The sequence below is a fragment of the Bifidobacterium aesculapii genome, assembly GCF_001417815.1.
GTDB classification, from domain to species: Bacteria; Actinomycetota; Actinomycetes; order Actinomycetales; family Bifidobacteriaceae; genus Bifidobacterium; species Bifidobacterium aesculapii.
This window is the reverse complement of the sequence record NZ_BCFK01000043.1, coordinates 1-16,142: the sequence shown is the minus strand read 5'-3', so window position 1 is coordinate 16,142 and position 16,142 is coordinate 1. Positions and strand designations below refer to the sequence as shown.

Here is a 16,142-nt window from a genome sequence, read left to right as displayed (position 1 = left end):
GGCGGATGCGTGTGTGCATCCGCCGCCCGCCCGTCATTCGGTTGAAACGAAACCGCCGTCATCCCGCCACGCAGGTGCCGTTGTGCACGCGTTCGGCGGCACGGTCGCTCGCGTCCGACATCGTGTATTCGGGATAGTCGTCGATGTTCGCCTGCAGATTGTCCCTATCGCCGCCGAGATACTTGAGCGCATAGCTGTTGGCCAGCGCCTCGCCGCTCACGCCGACCGGCGGGCGGGTCGTGCCGCATTGTTTGAAGACGAGCGCGTGACCCATCTCGTGCTTCATGACGTCCACGTAGTACGGGTCGGTGATGTTCGTCGAATACGCGGCGTGCGCCTTGTTCACGTAGACCACGCTGGGACTCGCCGAGCAGAACGCGGCCATCGTGTACTCGTCGCTGCCGGTGCGCATGCAGTACTGGTAGATCTGCTGGAAGTCGTAGTTGGCGGACAACCCGGCGGCCTTGGCGATGCTCTCGCCGGCGGCCAGATACGTGCCGTCCGCGCCGGGCGTGACCGGCACCGCGCGGATCGCCGCCTCCACGTCGTCTATCGTCTGTTCCGGAGGCGCGCCGCCGTCGGATTCGTAGACGGAACCGTCCGAACGCGTGATGCGGATGGTGATGCCGAAGTCCTCATGCGCGTTGAGCTTGCGCTCCAGCTCCTTGACCTCATTCGATTTCGTTTCGTAGATGTCGTCCAGCTCGTCCACGTCGGTGGTGATCTCGCAGCCGAACCGGAGCGCGGATTTGCGGTCGGTGATGATGAGAATGAAATCGTGCACGTAGTCGGCGGAGTCCTGATTGGCGGGCAGGTTCAGGTCATCGAAGATCGTACCGGCCTCGAGCTTCGACATGTACTTGTCGTAGGTGTCGTTCACCAGTTGCGAGTAGGCGGTGTATTGGGTGGAGTCGGAACAGGGGACGATGTCGCTCGAGGTTCCGGTCGTGCCGTCGTCGTCGCCTGTGATCCCGAAGCTGCCGGAGCCGTCTCCCGTGCCGTCGCCGCCGACGTTCGACCGGCTGTACGAGTCGTTGACGTCCGCGACGAGGGAGTTCGCCTTCCATACGATGCCCGCGAATACGAGACCGATCAGCAGCAGGATGACCACGACGACGGATATCACCACCACTGCGACCGTCGTGCCTCCGCCGCGCTTCGCGGGCCGGCGCGGCGGAACCCCGTTCGGCGGGTAACCATTGGGCGGGTAACCGTTCGGCGGATACCCGCCCAATGGTGGGTATTGCCCGGTGTATGCGGGGCCTCCATACGGGTATTGGGCGGGACCCTGCGGGTTCGCCGGCCACGAGGGGCCGTTGGTGGGTCGTTGCGGGCCCGGGTATTGCGGTGACGGATACGGCTGGCTCATATCGAATCCCCCTTGACTCGTCCCATCCCATCAAACGTGGTGCATCCATTGGAATCGGAACCGTTTCCAGACACCATACCGCCATGTCGAGCGAAGCGCCACAGACCGCATACCGGCGGGCGCAAGGCAGGCGTATAGTGATACGCGGTGATCGACCCCTTCGATCAGGGGCGGTCAACCACATCGATAACCAAATACAACCAAATACAGCCAATCGCGATCAATCGCGATCACAATACAACGAAACCGCGGTTCCGGGCGCAAGCATGCCCGCAAACGCGTGGAGAGAAGTCAGGAAGACACCATGTCCCAGGACAACGGTGCGCACGGCGCAGCCGGCGCAACCAATACGACACAGAAGAACGAGACCACGGCCGCGGCGAACGTGGCCAGCACCGACGCGAGCCTCGAAGGCCGCGCGAAATCACGAAACCCGAAGAACGGCGGCAAACCGAAATGGTGGCTGTGGTCGCTGATCGCCGTCATCGCCGTCGTCGCGCTCGTCGTCGGCGTCAACACATATTTCACGAACAGGCAGAACGGCACCGACGGCGGTGCGACCGTCTCCGGCGGACAGGCGGACACCGTCTCCATCGGGCTGAAACTCGCGCCCGTCAACCTCGACATCCGCCGTCAGTCCGGCTCCGCGCTCGAGCAGATCCTCATCGGCAACGTGTACGAGAGCCTCGTCTCGCGCGGCTCGGACAACAAGGTCCACCCCGGACTCGCGAAAAGCTGGGAAGTCTCCAAGGACGGACTCACCTACACGTTCCACCTCAACGGGAAGATGAACTTCTCCAACGGCGACACGCTCGACGCGGAAGACGTCGCATGGTCCATCAACGAGCTCAAGGCGAAGAAGTACTACAACTACGATCAGGTCAGGAACCTCGACAAGGCCGAAGCCGTCGACTCCCAGACCGTCAGGCTCACCCTCACGGCCCCCGACTCGAACATGCTGTGGTACCTGACCGGCCGCCCCGGCCTCGTCTACGACAAGGACGCCACCTGGGACGAGAAGACCGGCGCGCTCGGCTCCGGCCCGTACACCGTCGAATCCTTCGACCCGAGCGACAAGATCGTCTTCAAGGCGAACCCGAAATACTGGGGAGACGAGCACAAGGCGAAGACCGGGAACGTCATCGTCCGGTTCCTGCCCGACGACAACGCCGGCATCAACGCGCTCAAGAGCGGCGACGTGCAGGTGCTCTCGCCGATCACCGCCACCCTCGCCGGCCCGTTCCGCAAGAACCCCGACTACGTGGTCAAATCCGGCGACGGCTCCGACAAGTTCGTGCTCGCGTTCAACATGACCGACGCGAAGCTCTCCGACAAGCGCGTGCGTCAGACCATCCGCTACGCCACCGACCACGAGCAGATCATCGCCTCGCGCGGCGGCGTCGACGCGGAACTCGGCGGCCCCATCCCCAGCGTCGACCCCGGCTACGAGGACCTCACCGGCGTCTACCCGCATGACGAGGCCGAGGCCAGGCAGCTCATGAAGGAAGCGGGCTACAGCGAGTCGAAGCCGCTCCAGCTCACCCTCACCTACGCGAACGTGTACGGCACCGAACTCGGCGACCAGCTGAAAAGCCAGCTCAAGCCCATCGGCATCGACCTGAAGATCGACTACGTGGAGTTCTCCACCTGGCTTCAGGACGTGCACACCAACGGCGACTACGAGCTCTCCCTCGTCGACCACGCCGAAAGCCACGACTTCTACAAGTGGGCCACACCCGACTACTACTACCACTACGACAACAAGGAAGTACAGGCGCTGTACGCGAAGGCGCTCGCCGCCACCACCGACGAGGAGGCCTCCAAGTATCTGGCCGAGGCCGCGAAGATCGTCTCCGAGGACGCGCCCGCCGACTGGCTGTTCAGCTGGAGGGTCACCATCGCCTACGCGAAGGGCGTCGAGGGCTTCCCGCAGAACCTCTCGCAGACCGTGCTGCCGTTGTGGCAGGTCACCTACACGCCGTCCAAGTGACGGCCGTCATACCGTAGCGTCAAGGATGCCGGCGAAAGGAGCTCTCCCGTGCGATTCGTGGTGAAACGACTGCTGCTGTTCGCGGCGGCCCTGTTCGGCGTTTCCGTTCTCGTGTTCGCCGCGCTGCGCATCCTGCCGGGCGATGTGGCCGTCGTCATGGCCGGCACCAACGCCACGGCGTCCCGCGTGGCCGCGTTGCGCGCCGAATTCGGCCTCGACCGCCCGTACGTCGTCCAATACCTCGACTGGGCGGGCGGTCTGCTGCATGGCGACCTCGGCATGTCCGCGCTGACCGGACGCCCAGTCGCCACGCAGGTCGGCACGCGCGCCGCCGTCACGTTCCCGCTCATCATCCTCGGTCTCGTCATCGCGCTCGCCATCGGCCTGCCGCTCGGCTGCGCCGCCGTCATCACGCGGAGTCCGCGTCTGCGCGGATTCTTCCACGTGCTCGCCATCGCGGGCGGCGCGGTGCCCGCCCTGTGGAGCGGCCTGCTGCTGCTCCTGCTGTTCGGCCGTGGCATCGGCGTGCTCGGCGTCCTGCCGTCGCAGGGATTCCCCACGGACGGCTGGAGCGCGCCCGGCCGCGCGTTCGCCTCGCTCATCCTGCCCGCGCTCGCCACCGGCATCGTCGCGGCCGCGGGCATCATGCGCTACACGCGCGCCGCGTTGGAGGATATCGCGGCGGACGGCGGCCCGGTGGACATGGCGATGGCGTGCGGCATGACGCGCACGCAGGCGCTGCTGGGCGTCGGTCTGCGTCTCGCCGCACCCCAGCTCGTCTCCGTGGCGGGACTTACGTTCGCCTCGATGATCACCGGCGTGATGGTCGTCGAGAACCTGTTCGCCCTGCCCGGTCTCGGCGCGCTGCTCGTCGGCGACGTCGGCAATCGCGACCTCGTCGCCGTGCAGAGCGAATTGTTCCTTCTCGCCGCGTTCTTCCTCACGCTGGGACTCGCGGTGGACCTTGCGCACCGCGCACTCGACCCGCGTCTCGCCGACGACAAGGAGGACCGATGAACGGAAACCGGACCGACATGATCGTCACGCGCGACACGGGCGACGGCGCAACCCGCGCGACCGGCGTGCGCGGCGTGCGAGCGCGGCGCATCGCCGTCGTCGCGCGCACGATGTGGGCGCGCGGCGGCGGACGCTACGCGCTCGTCACGCTCGCGCTGTGGGCGCTCACCGCATGCGTCTCCCTGTTCTGGACGCCGCAGCCGCTGCTGAAGACCGACGGCTACCACGTGTGGGACGCGCCGTCGGCCGCGCATCCGCTCGGCACCGACGGCACCGGCGCCGACGTGCTCAGCTGGCTCATGGCCGGCTCGCGCACGAACCTCGCCATCGCCGCGCTCGCCGTCGTCTGCTCCGCCGCGATCGGCCTGCTGTTCGTGGGACTGATGGTCGCGCGATCGAACGTGCTCGCCTCCGTGTCGGTCGCGGTCGTCGACGCGCTGATCTCCATTCCCACCGTGCTCATCGCGCTGCTGCTCGCCGTGCCGTTCGGCGCGTCCGCGGGCGTCGTCGTCGGCGCGTGTTCGATCGCGTACGGGCTGAACCTCGCGCGCGTGGCGCGTCCGGCCGCGCTGCTCGCCGCACGTTCGCAGTACGTCGAGTCGGCGCGCGCGAACGGCGCCGGCGGCCTCGATGCGCTCGTGCGCCATATCCTGCCGAACATCTCGCCGGTGCTGGCCGTGCAGCTGTCCATGTCCGCAGGCACGTCCGTGCTCGCGGAGGCGGGCCTCACGTATCTCGGCGTGGGCGTCGGCGCGGGCGTGCCGAGTTGGGGGCATTCGCTCGCCACATCCGTCAAACTCATCAACGTGTTCCCGCTGACGGTGCTGTGGCCGGGGCTGATCGTCACGCTCGTCGTCGTCGCGTTGAACCTGTTCGGCGACGCCCTGCGCGACGCCGCCGACCCGGTCGCGAACGCCGCGCTGCGCGAGACGGTCGCGGTGAGTGCGGTTGCCGGCGTCGCGGCGGACGTCGCGTCTGGGCGTGTATCCGTGGTGAGCGCGGTTCCAGACCGTGCGGTTGCGACGAGCGCGGCTATGGGCCGCGTGGCCGCCGAAACGGAAGGAGAGGACTGATGGCCGTTTCCATTTCCGACCTGCATGTCGCGTTCGGCGCGAAGGAGATCGTGCATGGCGTGGACCTCACGATCGGCGACGGGGAACGCGTCGGGCTCATCGGTCCGTCCGGCTCCGGCAAATCGATGATCGCGAAATCACTGCTCGGACTCCTGCCGCGTGAGGCGAGACTGTCCGGCGACATCACGATGGGCGACGTCGCGATACTTTCGTCGGACGGCGACGCGCGTGGCGCGACGTCCGCATACGCGGACGAGCGCACGCTCGCGGACCTGCGCGGACGGTACGTGGGCACCGTGTTCCAGAATCCGACGCGCGCGCTCAACCCGGTGATGACGGTCGCGCAGATCGTCGGACTGCCGCTGGTCCTGCACTACGACCTGACGCTCACCGAACGCGTGGAGCGCGTCAAGGCGATGCTCGACAAAGTCGGACTGCCGCAGGACGCACTGCTCAAACGCCCGCACGAACTGTCCGGCGGGCAACGTCAGCGCGTCGGCATCGCGGCCGCGCTGATCACGTCGCCGCGATTCATCATCGCCGACGAGCCGACCACCGCGCTCGACTCGATCACGCAACGTGCGATCGTCGACCTGCTCGTTTCCCTCGTGGATGACGCGGGCGCGTCCATGCTGTTCATCACCCACGATTTCGCCGTGCTCTCGCGCGCCACCATGCGATGCTACGTGTTGGATAAGGGGCGTATCGTCGAATCGGGGCATACGGCCGATTTGCTCGCCGCACCACAGGCGGGGCCGACGCGGGAACTCGTCTCCTCTGCCCGCGTGCTCACCCTGCGCGCCGAGCGGGTGGGTGCGGATGCTGATTCGATTGATTCGGCCGAGGGGGGTGCCGCGTGAGTGGGAATGAAGGAATGGACGAGGTCGTGACTGTGAAAGCCGTGACTGCGAATGTGACTATGAATGGGGAGCCGGGTGTGCATGTGGTTGCGGCTGAGGGCGCGGATACGGATTCCGCCGTGCCTGAGGCCATGCGGCCGTCGTCTCAACCGTCTCACCTGTCGTCTCAACCGTTGCTTGTTGCGCGGCATATCGACGCGTCGTTCACCGACCGTGCCGCGCATCGAGGCCTGTTCTCGCGCGGACGCCGCCGCCAGGTGCTGTTCGACGTGTCCGCCGAAGTGCGTGCGGGGGAGTGCCTCGCCGTGATCGGCGAATCCGGATCCGGCAAGACCACGCTGACGCGCATCATGCTGGGGTTGATGGCGACCGATGGTGGTGAGATCGCGTACCGGGGGAACGCGGTTGCGCGCGGTTCCGCCGGCATGCGCGCGCTGCGTGCGGAATCGTCGATCGTGTTCCAGGACCCGTATTCCTCGCTCGACCCGCGATGGACGGTCGAACGGTCGGTGTCCGAACCGTTGTGGCTGCGGCGGCGCGCGCTCGGCTACGCGTTCGACGAAGTCGGCGCGAAGACCGTGCAGGCGTTGGCCCGCGTCGGCCTCGACCCGCGCGAGTTCCTGAACCGGTACCCGTGCGACCTGTCCGGAGGGCAGGCGCAGCGCGTCGCCATCGCGCGCGCCATAGTCAACGAACCGAAGGTGATTCTCGCCGACGAGCCGATGAGCGCCATCGACGTGGCCGCCCGCGTGAGGATCCTCGAGACGCTGCAGTCGATCCTGCACGGCGGCGGTGTCGCCGATGGTGCCGCTGTTGATGCCGGTGCCGGGCGCTTGGCTGCCGGTTCGGATGACGGCAATGCGTGTAGGACGCGTGTCGTCGTCAAGCCCGAAAATGCGGTTGCTGCGGTTGCTGGGAACGGTCGTGGCGGCGAAGATGATGGTTCGCGTGAGGTGCGTGCCACAGCCGAACGGCCCGCGCTGATCATCGTGTCGCATGATCTGGGCGTGGTCCGGCACATCGCCGACCGCATCCTAGTCCTGCACAACGGCCGCGTGGAGGAATCCGGCACCACCGTACAGGTCCTCGGCTCCCCGCAGTCCGACTACACCCGTCGCCTCATCGCCGCCGCCTCCCTGTAGGCCGTTTCTTTGTGGGCTGTCTTCCCACGGGGTGCTTCCTGTGGGCTGTCTCCCCGCGGGGCGTTTCCTTTGCGACGGCCAGCCGTCAGACCGCGTGCAGTACAGGCTCCTGCCGGTTATGTTCTGCCGGGGCATTTCCATTAGTCGCGTCGTTTCCGTCCCAAGCTTGGGATAAAGGCGACGCTGGCAAGCGTCTCAGCGTCATTTTTGTTCCAAGCCTGGGACGATGCAGACGCTTTTGGGACAAAAGCTCCACTGACAGGCTTGGGGCGCGATGACTCATTGCCGCGCATTGACAGGTGGGTTGATTGGTTATATGGTTAGTTACACAAGTAACTAACTAACCAACCAAGAAGATCCGGGAGGGGGCCATATGCGATTCGACTTCTCGGGGACGACGCCGCTGTTCCGGCAGGTCGCCGAACAATTGGGCGAGGCGATCGTCGCCGGCGCCTTCGCGGAAGGCGAGCAGGTGCCCAGCACCACGGAGATCTCGACCACCTACAAGATCAATCCGGCCACCGTGCTCAAAGGCATGAACCTGCTCGTCGACCAGGGGCTGCTGGAAAAGCGCCGCGGACTCGGCATGTTCGTCACCAGCGGGGCGCGGCGGCGCGCCGGCGACGCCAAACGCGAGGAGTTCCTCACCGCGCGCGTGCGCGAATTCGTCGCCGAGGCGAAGCGGCTCGGCATCGACGCCGACGAGCTCAAGGACATCATCGACAAGGGGTACGCATCATGAACCTCGTCATCAACGATCTCACCAAAATCTTCCATAAGGGCGCCGCTCCGGCGCTCGACCACGTGAACCTCGCGTTGGAACCGGGCATCCACGGCCTGTTCGGCCGCAACGGCGCCGGCAAATCAACGCTGCTCGGTGTCATGGCCAACCGGCTGCTGCCCACGTCCGGGCATGTCGCGCTCGATGGCGAGAACGTGCGCGACAACGAGCACGCGCTCGCGCGCATCTACCTGGCCAACGAGACGACGCCGTTCCTGATGCCGCCGCGCGTTTCCGCGTTCCTGCGTAACGAAGGGCGTTACTACGGCGGCATCGACGCCGAATCCGCGGCGCGCATGCTCGCCGAGTTCGGCATCGACACGGCGGCCATGTACGGCGGCCTGTCGCTCGGGCGGCGGCGGATCGTCCGTCTCGTCGCCGCACTGTGCCTGCCGGTCGACGTGGTGCTGCTCGACGAGCCGGTCAACGGTCTCGACGCGGCGAACCGCGAACGCTTCTACCGTCTGCTCATCGAATCGTATGCGGAGCGCCCGCGTGTCATCGTCGTCTCCACGCACATCATCGACGAGGTCGCGCAGGTCGTCGAACGTGCGGTCATCCTCGACCGCGGCCGCGTCGTCGACGTGTTCGACGCCGGCGACGTCGCGTCTCGCGCCACCGTCCTCGTCGGCGACGACGCGCGCGTGGCGGCGTTCGTCGCCGCCGAAGGATTGCAGCCGGTCGCGACGGAACGTATGGGGCGCCTCGTCACCGTCACCGTGCGCGGCGGCGTCGACGCGCGCGACGTGCCCGACGGCATCGCCGTGAGCGGTCTCGGACTGCAGGACTATTTCATCCGCGTCACCGGTGCCGATGACGCTCGGACTGCCGCCGGCGACGGGCGGATCTCGGACATTGTGGACGGAAAGGAACGGTGACGGCGATGGACGTGACGAAGAAGACGATTCGATCGGGACGGCAGGGCCGGGTCATGGCGCGGCGTTGCGCGCTGCTGTATGCGGCGATGGTCGGCGTGGGTGCGGTTCTGGCGATGGCCGGAGCGGTCGCACGGTATGCGGCCTTGCGCGGCGGGTTCCCGCGTGTGCCGTTGTTCGCCGATTGGCTGGGCAACGGCGGCGCCTCGAACGTCGAATCGTTGATGGGAGGGATGCTCTTCGCGGGCGGCGTGATCTGGTTCGTGGCGTTCGTGGGACCCGAATTGTGCCATGGTGTGGCGCGACGTCCGCTGGTCGCCGCGCCGGCGCTGTGCGGGACCATCGCGGCGGCACTGTCCGCCGGTGCGATGACGCTGGCCGAGATCGCGCTCGTGGATCAGAGCCGCATCGTCAGCGGCAGCGTCTGGAGCAGGGCCTACTCCCTGTGGGGCAACGATCTGATTATGATGCCGTTCTCCTACCGGTTCCTGTACGCCTGGCAACTCATACCGACATCCACCGGCGGCATCGAGGAGACGTCGGGCATCATTCCGGGCGGATGGCTGTTCCTGGCCATGGCATGCTTCGCGCTGATGCTGATGGTTACGGCGTTAGGCATGCTGGCCGGCGCGGCGGTCGTATGGGTGTGCGAGGGCGGCATGCGGCGCGTCGTGCCGGGCGTGTGCGTGACCGTCGCGGCATGCGTGGCGGGCATGGAACTGTTCCTCTTCAACAGCTCCGTGACGGTGTACTGGGTGGCGTCCGCCATGACCGGCGACGTCATCCGCTACATGCCGAACTGGAACGAACGGCACCTGTACATCGCGTGGATTCCGCTCGTGGAATCGCTGGTGCTGCTCGCCGTATGCGTGCTGATCGTTCTGCGTCTCACCCTGCGGCGCGAGGTCCATGACTCCCGACGGGGTCTCGTCTGAATCTGTCGGCACGTTGGAATCGTTGGAACGCCGCGGATTTCCCTACCGGAAGTCCGCGGCGTTCATCGTCTGGTTCGTTGTGTTCGGCTGGTTGCGGCCAAGAGTTGGATGTCCATGATGTGGACTGTTGCAGTGGATGCGACACACCGCCCGGGTGGAGGATGGTATGGTGTGAGGCATGCAGATTCTCTTGTGTTGTTGTCGCTAACCGACGCCCCCGGGCGAACGGTCAGTGACGCATAACTTGAGATAGGGCATTCGAGTGCGGCGATCGGCCGCAGGGTTTCTGCATCATACGCCGCAGAAGGTCTGCGTGGCGGTTCCGCGGAATCATCGAACGGATATCGGGCCGTTGGGGGCACCGATACCTGAACGGAAAACACGCACGGAACAACGTGTATGGAAATCCGTCTCCTCGGACACACTCTCGGAACACCTCCGGAACCATCCGCAACGCACCCGAACGCCCGCATCACACGCAACCACAGATCGTCTCGTCAGGGAACGTCGGTCCACGATCCGGCTCCATCAACCAATCCCTTGAAACCCTGAACCAACCCCAACCACAAGGAAACGAGACGACCATGACCATCGCGAACAGCATCGACGAACTCATCGGCGGCACTCCGCTCGTCAGACTCAACCGCATCCCGGCCGAGGACGGCGTGCGCGCCACCATCGCCGTGAAACTCGAATACATGAACCCGGGCGGCTCCTCGAAGGACCGCATCGCCGCGCGCATCATCGACGCGGCCGAACGTTCCGGCGAACTCAAGCCCGGCGGCGTGATCGTGGAACCCACGTCCGGCAACACCGGCGTCGGACTCGCGATGGTGGCGCAGCAGCGTGGCTACCGCACCATCTTCACCCTGCCGGACAAGGTCTCCGAATCGAAGCGCGCCGTACTGCGCGCGTACGGCGCCGAAGTGGTCGTCACCCCCACCGACGCCGGCCCCGACGACCCGCGCTCCTACTATCAGGTGGCCGAGCGCCTCGCCAAGGCGATTCCGGGAGGATACCGGCCCAACCAGTACGACAATCCGAACGGACCCGCAAGCCACTACGCGACCACCGGACCCGAGATCTGGGAGGCGACCGGCGGCAAGGTCACGCACTTCGTGGCCGGCATCGGCACCGGCGGCACCATCTCCGGCACCGGACGCTACCTCAAGGAGGCGTCCGACGGCCATGTGGTCGTGGTCGGCTCCGACCCGGAAGGCTCCATCTACTCCGCGGCCGACCCGGCCGACGTGCACCAGTACGACATCGAAGGCGTCGGCGAGGACTTCTACCCGAAGGCCTACGACCGTTCCGTCCCCGACTCGATCGTCAAGGCGAACGACGCCGAGGCGTTCGAAATGACCCGCCGTCTCGCCGCCGAGGAGGCGCTGCTCGTCGGCGGCTCCTCCGGCATGGCCGTCGCCAGCGCGATCAAGTACGCGAAGGCGCACGACCTCGGCGAAGACCGGTTGGTCGTCGTCCTGGCGCCCGACTCCGGACGCAGCTACTTGGAGAAGATCTTCAACGACGACTGGATGCACGCCAACGGCTACGGCGACGTGGTCGAACGCACCTCCAGGCCGTCGCTCGCCGAACAGTACCTGCACTGAACCGGAACCCCGACCGGGGCGGCCCGCCGCGTACCATCGCCGCCGCCGATGCGCCCCATCGAACCCACTCTTATAGCCCGCAATCAACAGAACCGATACCGAGCCGCGCCACGTGCGCGGGGCAGCTGCCATACCCTCGTAGACAGCATGACCGAAAGGAACCGAACCATCATGTCCGCACAGTACAACGCCCAGTTCGCCGGCGACGCCCTCGCCACCCGCGCCATCCACGCCGGCCAGGAGCCCGACCCGACCACCGGCGCCGTGGTCACGCCCATCTACGCCACCTCCACGTTCAAGCAGGACGGCGTGCTCGGCCTGCGCGGCGGCCACGACTACTCGCGTTCCATCAACCCCACGCGCACCAGCTTCGACGAGCAGCTCGCAGCCGTCGAAGGCGCCAAGTACGCGCTCTCCTTCGCCTCCGGACTCGCCGCCATCGACGTGCTCCTGCGCTCCACCATCAGGCCCGGCGACAACATCCTCCTCGGCAACGACGTGTACGGTGGCACCTACCGTCTGCTCGCCAAGGTGTTCGTGCCGTGGGGCGTCGGCCTCGACGTGGTCGACATCACCGATCCGCAGGCGGTGGAGGAGGCGCTCGCCGCCAAGGCGTACCGGTACGTGTGGGTGGAGACCCCGTCGAACCCGCTGCTCAACATCACCGACATCGCCCTGACCGCCGACATCGCGCACCGGCACGGCGCGAAGGTCGTCGTCGACAACACCTTCGCCTCGCCGGCGCTCCAGCATCCGCTCGACGACGGCGCGGATGTGGTCGTCTACTCCACCACCAAGTACATCGGTGGGCACTCCGACGTGGTGGGCGGCTCCGTCGTCCTCAACGACGACGAGACGCGCGAACAGGTCGCGTTCCTGCAGAACGCCGCCGGAGCCGTGCCCTCCCCGTTCGATTCCTGGCTCGACATCCGCGGACTCAAGACCCTCGACCTGCGCGTCAGGCGTCATTCCGCCAACGCGCTCAAGGTCGCGCAGTGGCTCGAATCCCAGCCTTCCGACGTGATCGAACGCGTCTGGTACCCGGGTCTCGAATCCCATCCGGGCCATGAGATCGCCGCCCGCCAGATGCACGGCGGATTCGGAGGCATCGTCTCCGTGCAGCTCGCGGCGGGCGGTGAGGCGGCGAAGCGCTTCGTGGACCACACCCGCATCTTCACGCTCGCCGAATCGCTCGGCGGCGTCGAAAGCCTCATCGAGGTGCCCGCCGCCATGACCCACGCCTCCGTGGCCGGCACCACGCTGCAGGTGCCCGACAACCTGATCCGCATCTCGGTCGGCATCGAGGACGCCGACGACCTCATCGCCGACCTCGACCAGGCCCTCAAGGCGCTCTGATTCCCCCTATTCCCCACCCTCTGATTCCCATGGTGCGGTGAATCACCCATGGTGCGGTAGTCCACAATGGCGGAATACCGCCGTTATGGAGAAATGGTGTTACCGCACCATGGGGGGAGGGCGCGTATGTGGCGCGCGGGGTGCGGCGCGCGGCGCGGGCGCGCGGGGCGTGAGATCGCCGGGATGTATGGTGGAGACATGACTGATTCCACGGCGGCGGAGAACGCGCTCAAACGGTATTTCGGCTACGACTCGTTCCGTCCGGGCCAATCCGGCGTGGTCGAAGCGCTGTCGGCCGGGCATGACGTGCTCGCCGTCATGCCCACCGGCGCCGGCAAATCCGTGTGCTACCAGATCCCCGCTGTACTCCTGCCGGGCGTCACGCTCGTCATCTCGCCGCTGATCTCCCTCATGCGCGACCAGGTGGACGCGTTGAACGACATCGGTCTGTCCGCCGCGTTCGTCAACGGCACGCAGACACCGGATGAGCAGTCGATGGTGCTCGCGCAGGCCGCCGCCGGCCGGCTGAAACTGCTTTACGTCGCCCCGGAACGTCTCGCCACCGGCAGGTTCCGGAACTTCGCCGCGCATACGCCGATTTCGCTCGTCGCCGTCGACGAGGCCCACTGCGTCTCCCAATGGGGGCAGGATTTCCGCTCCTCGTATCTCGGCATCGGCGATTTCATCCGCTCGCTGCCCACGCGCCCGGTCGTCGGCGCGTTCACCGCCACCGCCACCGAGAAGGTGCGGCGCGACATCATCGCACTGCTCGGACTCGTCTCGCCGAGCGTCACGGTGACCGGATTCGACCGGCCGAACCTGTATTTCGACGTCATCGCCATGGAGACGAAACGCAAGGCCTCCTGGATTGTGGACTACGTGGCCGCCCACCCGGAGGAATCCGGCATCGTGTACTGCGCCACGCGCAAGGAGACCGAAGCGCTCGCCGAAACGCTGAACATGTCCGTGCCGCATCGCCGCTCCGCGGACGGCGCCGCCGCGTCCTCCGCTCCGGTCGCCGTCGCCTACCACGGCGGCATGGACGCGGGCATGCGCGACCGTGCGCAACGCGACTTCGTCACCGACCGCGTGCAGGTGGTCGTCGCGACGAACGCGTTCGGCATGGGGATCGACAAGTCGAACGTGCGCTACGTCATCCACCACAACATGCCCGAATCCATCGAAGCCTACTACCAGGAGGCGGGGCGCGCCGGCCGTGACGGCGAACCCAGCCGCTGCACGCTGCTATGGAACGAATCGGACATCGTCACGCGACGTCGCCTGCTCGACAACGGCGGCGACAACGAACGCATGACGCCCGAAGAGCAGGAGTTCGCGCGGCGCAACCGTCGCCGGCTGCTCGACGCCATGATCGGCTACTGCCGCACCACCGAATGTCTGCATCGCTACATGACGCGCTACTTCGGGCAGGAGGACGGGCCGTCCGGCGCGCCGGGGGCGAGCGCCGCGCCGCGCACGCCCGTCAAGTGCGGCGCGTGCGCGAACTGCGAACGCACGTTCACCACCATCGACGTGACCGACGTCGCGCGCGCCATCAGCCGTTGCGTGCACGACGTGATGTTCGACCATGACGAACAGGGCCGCGAGACCACGCCCGCGCCGGTGCGCCGCGGTCTCGGCTCCGGCAAGATCGTGAAAATCCTGCGCGGCTCGCAGGCTCAGGACCTCGCATGGCTGAACCCGCGGAGCATGCCCAGCTTCGGCATGCTCAAGGACACGCCCGAGGCTCGCGTGCGCGACGTGCTCAGCCAGATGGCGACCGACGGGTTCCTCGTCATCGGCGACGGGCGTCTGCCGCTGGTGGGGTTCGGGCCGCGTGCGGCGCAGACCGTCGCGCCGGACTTCCATTACGAGATCAAGCGCATAGACCGTCGTGCGCCGCGTGCGGGGGAGGACGGCCGCGGCCGCCCGTCGCGGCGTGCGGGCGAGCCGTCGTCCACCGTGTTCGGCGCCGCCGGCACGTCAGGTCCGCTCGACGCCGACGCCTACGTGCCGGGGGAGGACGAGGAGGCGCTGTTCGACCGTCTGCGCGCGCTGCGCCGCACGATCGCGCAGGAGATCGGCAAGCCTCCGTACATCGTGTTCTCCGACCGAGCGCTACGTGACATGGCGCGCATCAGGCCGGTCACGGACGCGCAGTTCCTCGCCGTCAACGGCGTGGGCGAGCGCAAGCTCGAACAGTACGGCAGACGGTTCATGGACGCGATCGCCGCATATGGCTCGGACGGTGCATGATGGGCGGCGCGCGACTACGATGGGCAACGACCAACGGATGACCTATGGATGACCAATGGGAGGCAAACATGGCAGACAAGTCCGACAAGCCCGTGGTGGAGAGCTTCCAGCTGGACCACACGAAGGTGAAGGCGCCGTACGTGCGCTACATCGACACGGAGAAGGGGCCGCACGGCGATGTGATCTCCAACTACGACCTGCGTCTCGTGCAGCCGAACGAGAACGCGATCCCGACCGGCGGCCTGCACACGATCGAGCACACGATCGCCGTGCTGCTGCGCGAGCGCATCGACGGCTACATCGACTGCTCGCCGTTCGGCTGCCGCACCGGCTTCCACCTGCTCACGTGGGGCGAGCATCCCACCGAGGAGGTCGCCAAGGCGCTCAAGGAGTCTTTGGAGTTCATCGCCTACGAGGCCACGTGGGACGATGTGCCGGCCACCACGATCGAAAGCTGCGGCAACTACCGCGACCACAGCCTGTTCACCGCGAAGGAATGGGCGAAGGACATCCTCGCCAAGGGCATCAGCTCCGATCCGTTCGAGCGCAAGGTCGTCTGAACATCGTCTGGACATCGCAGGGCGTCCGGCCCGCGACGATCGCAAGCCCGTCCGCCATACAGGCGGACGGGCTTCGTTGTGCCTACGGCATGGTAGGTTTGCCGACAGTTAACCGCCGGTCGTCCCGCCGGCAACCGGCATGGCGGGGGGGCCGGCCTGGGGGGGGGGGGGGCGGGGATCCATCCGAATATGACGCGCAGGCCGTCGGGCCGTCGGGTCCGTCATGCGACCCTGCATGATCTGCCGCCCCTGCTGAAGATCTACGAGCATGCGCGCGCCCTGATGGCGGCGAACGGGGATCCCCCGCGAAGGGGCGGC

General features: G+C 66.7%; 13 protein-coding genes. 12 read left to right on the top strand and 1 reads right to left on the bottom strand.

Annotation, left to right across the window (positions count from 1 at the left end):
- Positions 1 to 58: 58 nt before the first annotated feature.
- Positions 59 to 1,369 carry a proline-rich domain-containing protein gene (locus BFAL_RS06320; RefSeq protein WP_152973573.1) on the bottom strand — a complete coding sequence of 437 codons (1,311 nt, stop codon included), beginning with the start codon at positions 1,367 to 1,369 and terminating at the stop codon, positions 59 to 61.
- Between the two features lie 304 nt (positions 1,370 to 1,673).
- Here BFAL_RS06320 and BFAL_RS06315 point away from each other — a divergent pair, with 304 nt between their 5' ends.
- From BFAL_RS06315 to BFAL_RS06260, 12 genes are all read left to right on the top strand, one after another.
- Entirely contained in the window at positions 1,674 to 3,359 is a 1,686-nt protein-coding gene (locus tag BFAL_RS06315; RefSeq protein WP_055427576.1) for an ABC transporter substrate-binding protein, read from the top strand.
- Between the two features lie 48 nt (positions 3,360 to 3,407).
- Entirely contained in the window at positions 3,408 to 4,376 is a 969-nt protein-coding gene (locus tag BFAL_RS06310; protein WP_055427575.1) for an ABC transporter permease, read from the top strand.
- A gap of 110 nt (positions 4,377 to 4,486) precedes the next feature.
- Positions 4,487 to 5,449, top strand: a complete 963-nt coding sequence (locus tag BFAL_RS06305) for an ABC transporter permease (RefSeq protein ID WP_082440426.1) — start codon at positions 4,487 to 4,489, stop codon at positions 5,447 to 5,449.
- Complete coding sequence (locus tag BFAL_RS06300) at positions 5,449 to 6,309, top strand: ATP-binding cassette domain-containing protein (protein WP_055427574.1); 861 nt, start codon at positions 5,449 to 5,451, stop codon at positions 6,307 to 6,309. The genes BFAL_RS06305 and BFAL_RS06300 overlap by 1 nt, the downstream gene beginning before the upstream one ends.
- A gap of 119 nt (positions 6,310 to 6,428) precedes the next feature.
- Entirely contained in the window at positions 6,429 to 7,451 is a 1,023-nt protein-coding gene (locus BFAL_RS11800) for an ABC transporter ATP-binding protein (protein WP_306345423.1), read from the top strand.
- A gap of 373 nt (positions 7,452 to 7,824) precedes the next feature.
- Entirely contained in the window at positions 7,825 to 8,193 is a 369-nt protein-coding gene (locus BFAL_RS06290) for a GntR family transcriptional regulator (protein WP_055427573.1), read from the top strand.
- Entirely contained in the window at positions 8,190 to 9,110 is a 921-nt protein-coding gene (locus BFAL_RS06285; protein WP_055427572.1) for an ATP-binding cassette domain-containing protein, read from the top strand. The genes BFAL_RS06290 and BFAL_RS06285 overlap by 4 nt, the downstream gene beginning before the upstream one ends.
- On the top strand, positions 9,107 to 10,042 hold the full coding sequence (locus BFAL_RS06280) for a hypothetical protein (RefSeq protein ID WP_160319047.1): 936 nt from the start codon (positions 9,107 to 9,109) through the stop codon (positions 10,040 to 10,042). The genes BFAL_RS06285 and BFAL_RS06280 overlap by 4 nt, the downstream gene beginning before the upstream one ends.
- Positions 10,043 to 10,626: 584 nt before the next feature.
- Positions 10,627 to 11,652 (top strand): pyridoxal-phosphate dependent enzyme, encoded by a 1,026-nt coding sequence (locus BFAL_RS06275; protein WP_055427570.1) that lies wholly within the window; start codon positions 10,627 to 10,629, stop codon positions 11,650 to 11,652.
- 171 nt (positions 11,653 to 11,823) lie between these two features.
- Positions 11,824 to 13,008, top strand: coding sequence for a cystathionine gamma-synthase (locus BFAL_RS06270; protein ID WP_055427569.1), 1,185 nt, complete (start codon positions 11,824 to 11,826; stop codon positions 13,006 to 13,008).
- Positions 13,009 to 13,206: 198 nt separating this feature from the next.
- The gene (locus BFAL_RS06265) at positions 13,207 to 15,264 is read left to right on the top strand and encodes a RecQ family ATP-dependent DNA helicase (protein ID WP_055427568.1); all 2,058 of its coding nucleotides are present in this window, start codon (positions 13,207 to 13,209) and stop codon (positions 15,262 to 15,264) included.
- A 68-nt stretch (positions 15,265 to 15,332) separates the two neighbouring features.
- Entirely contained in the window at positions 15,333 to 15,824 is a 492-nt protein-coding gene (locus BFAL_RS06260) for an S-ribosylhomocysteine lyase (RefSeq protein ID WP_055427567.1), read from the top strand.
- Positions 15,825 to 16,142: the final 318 nt, after the last annotated feature.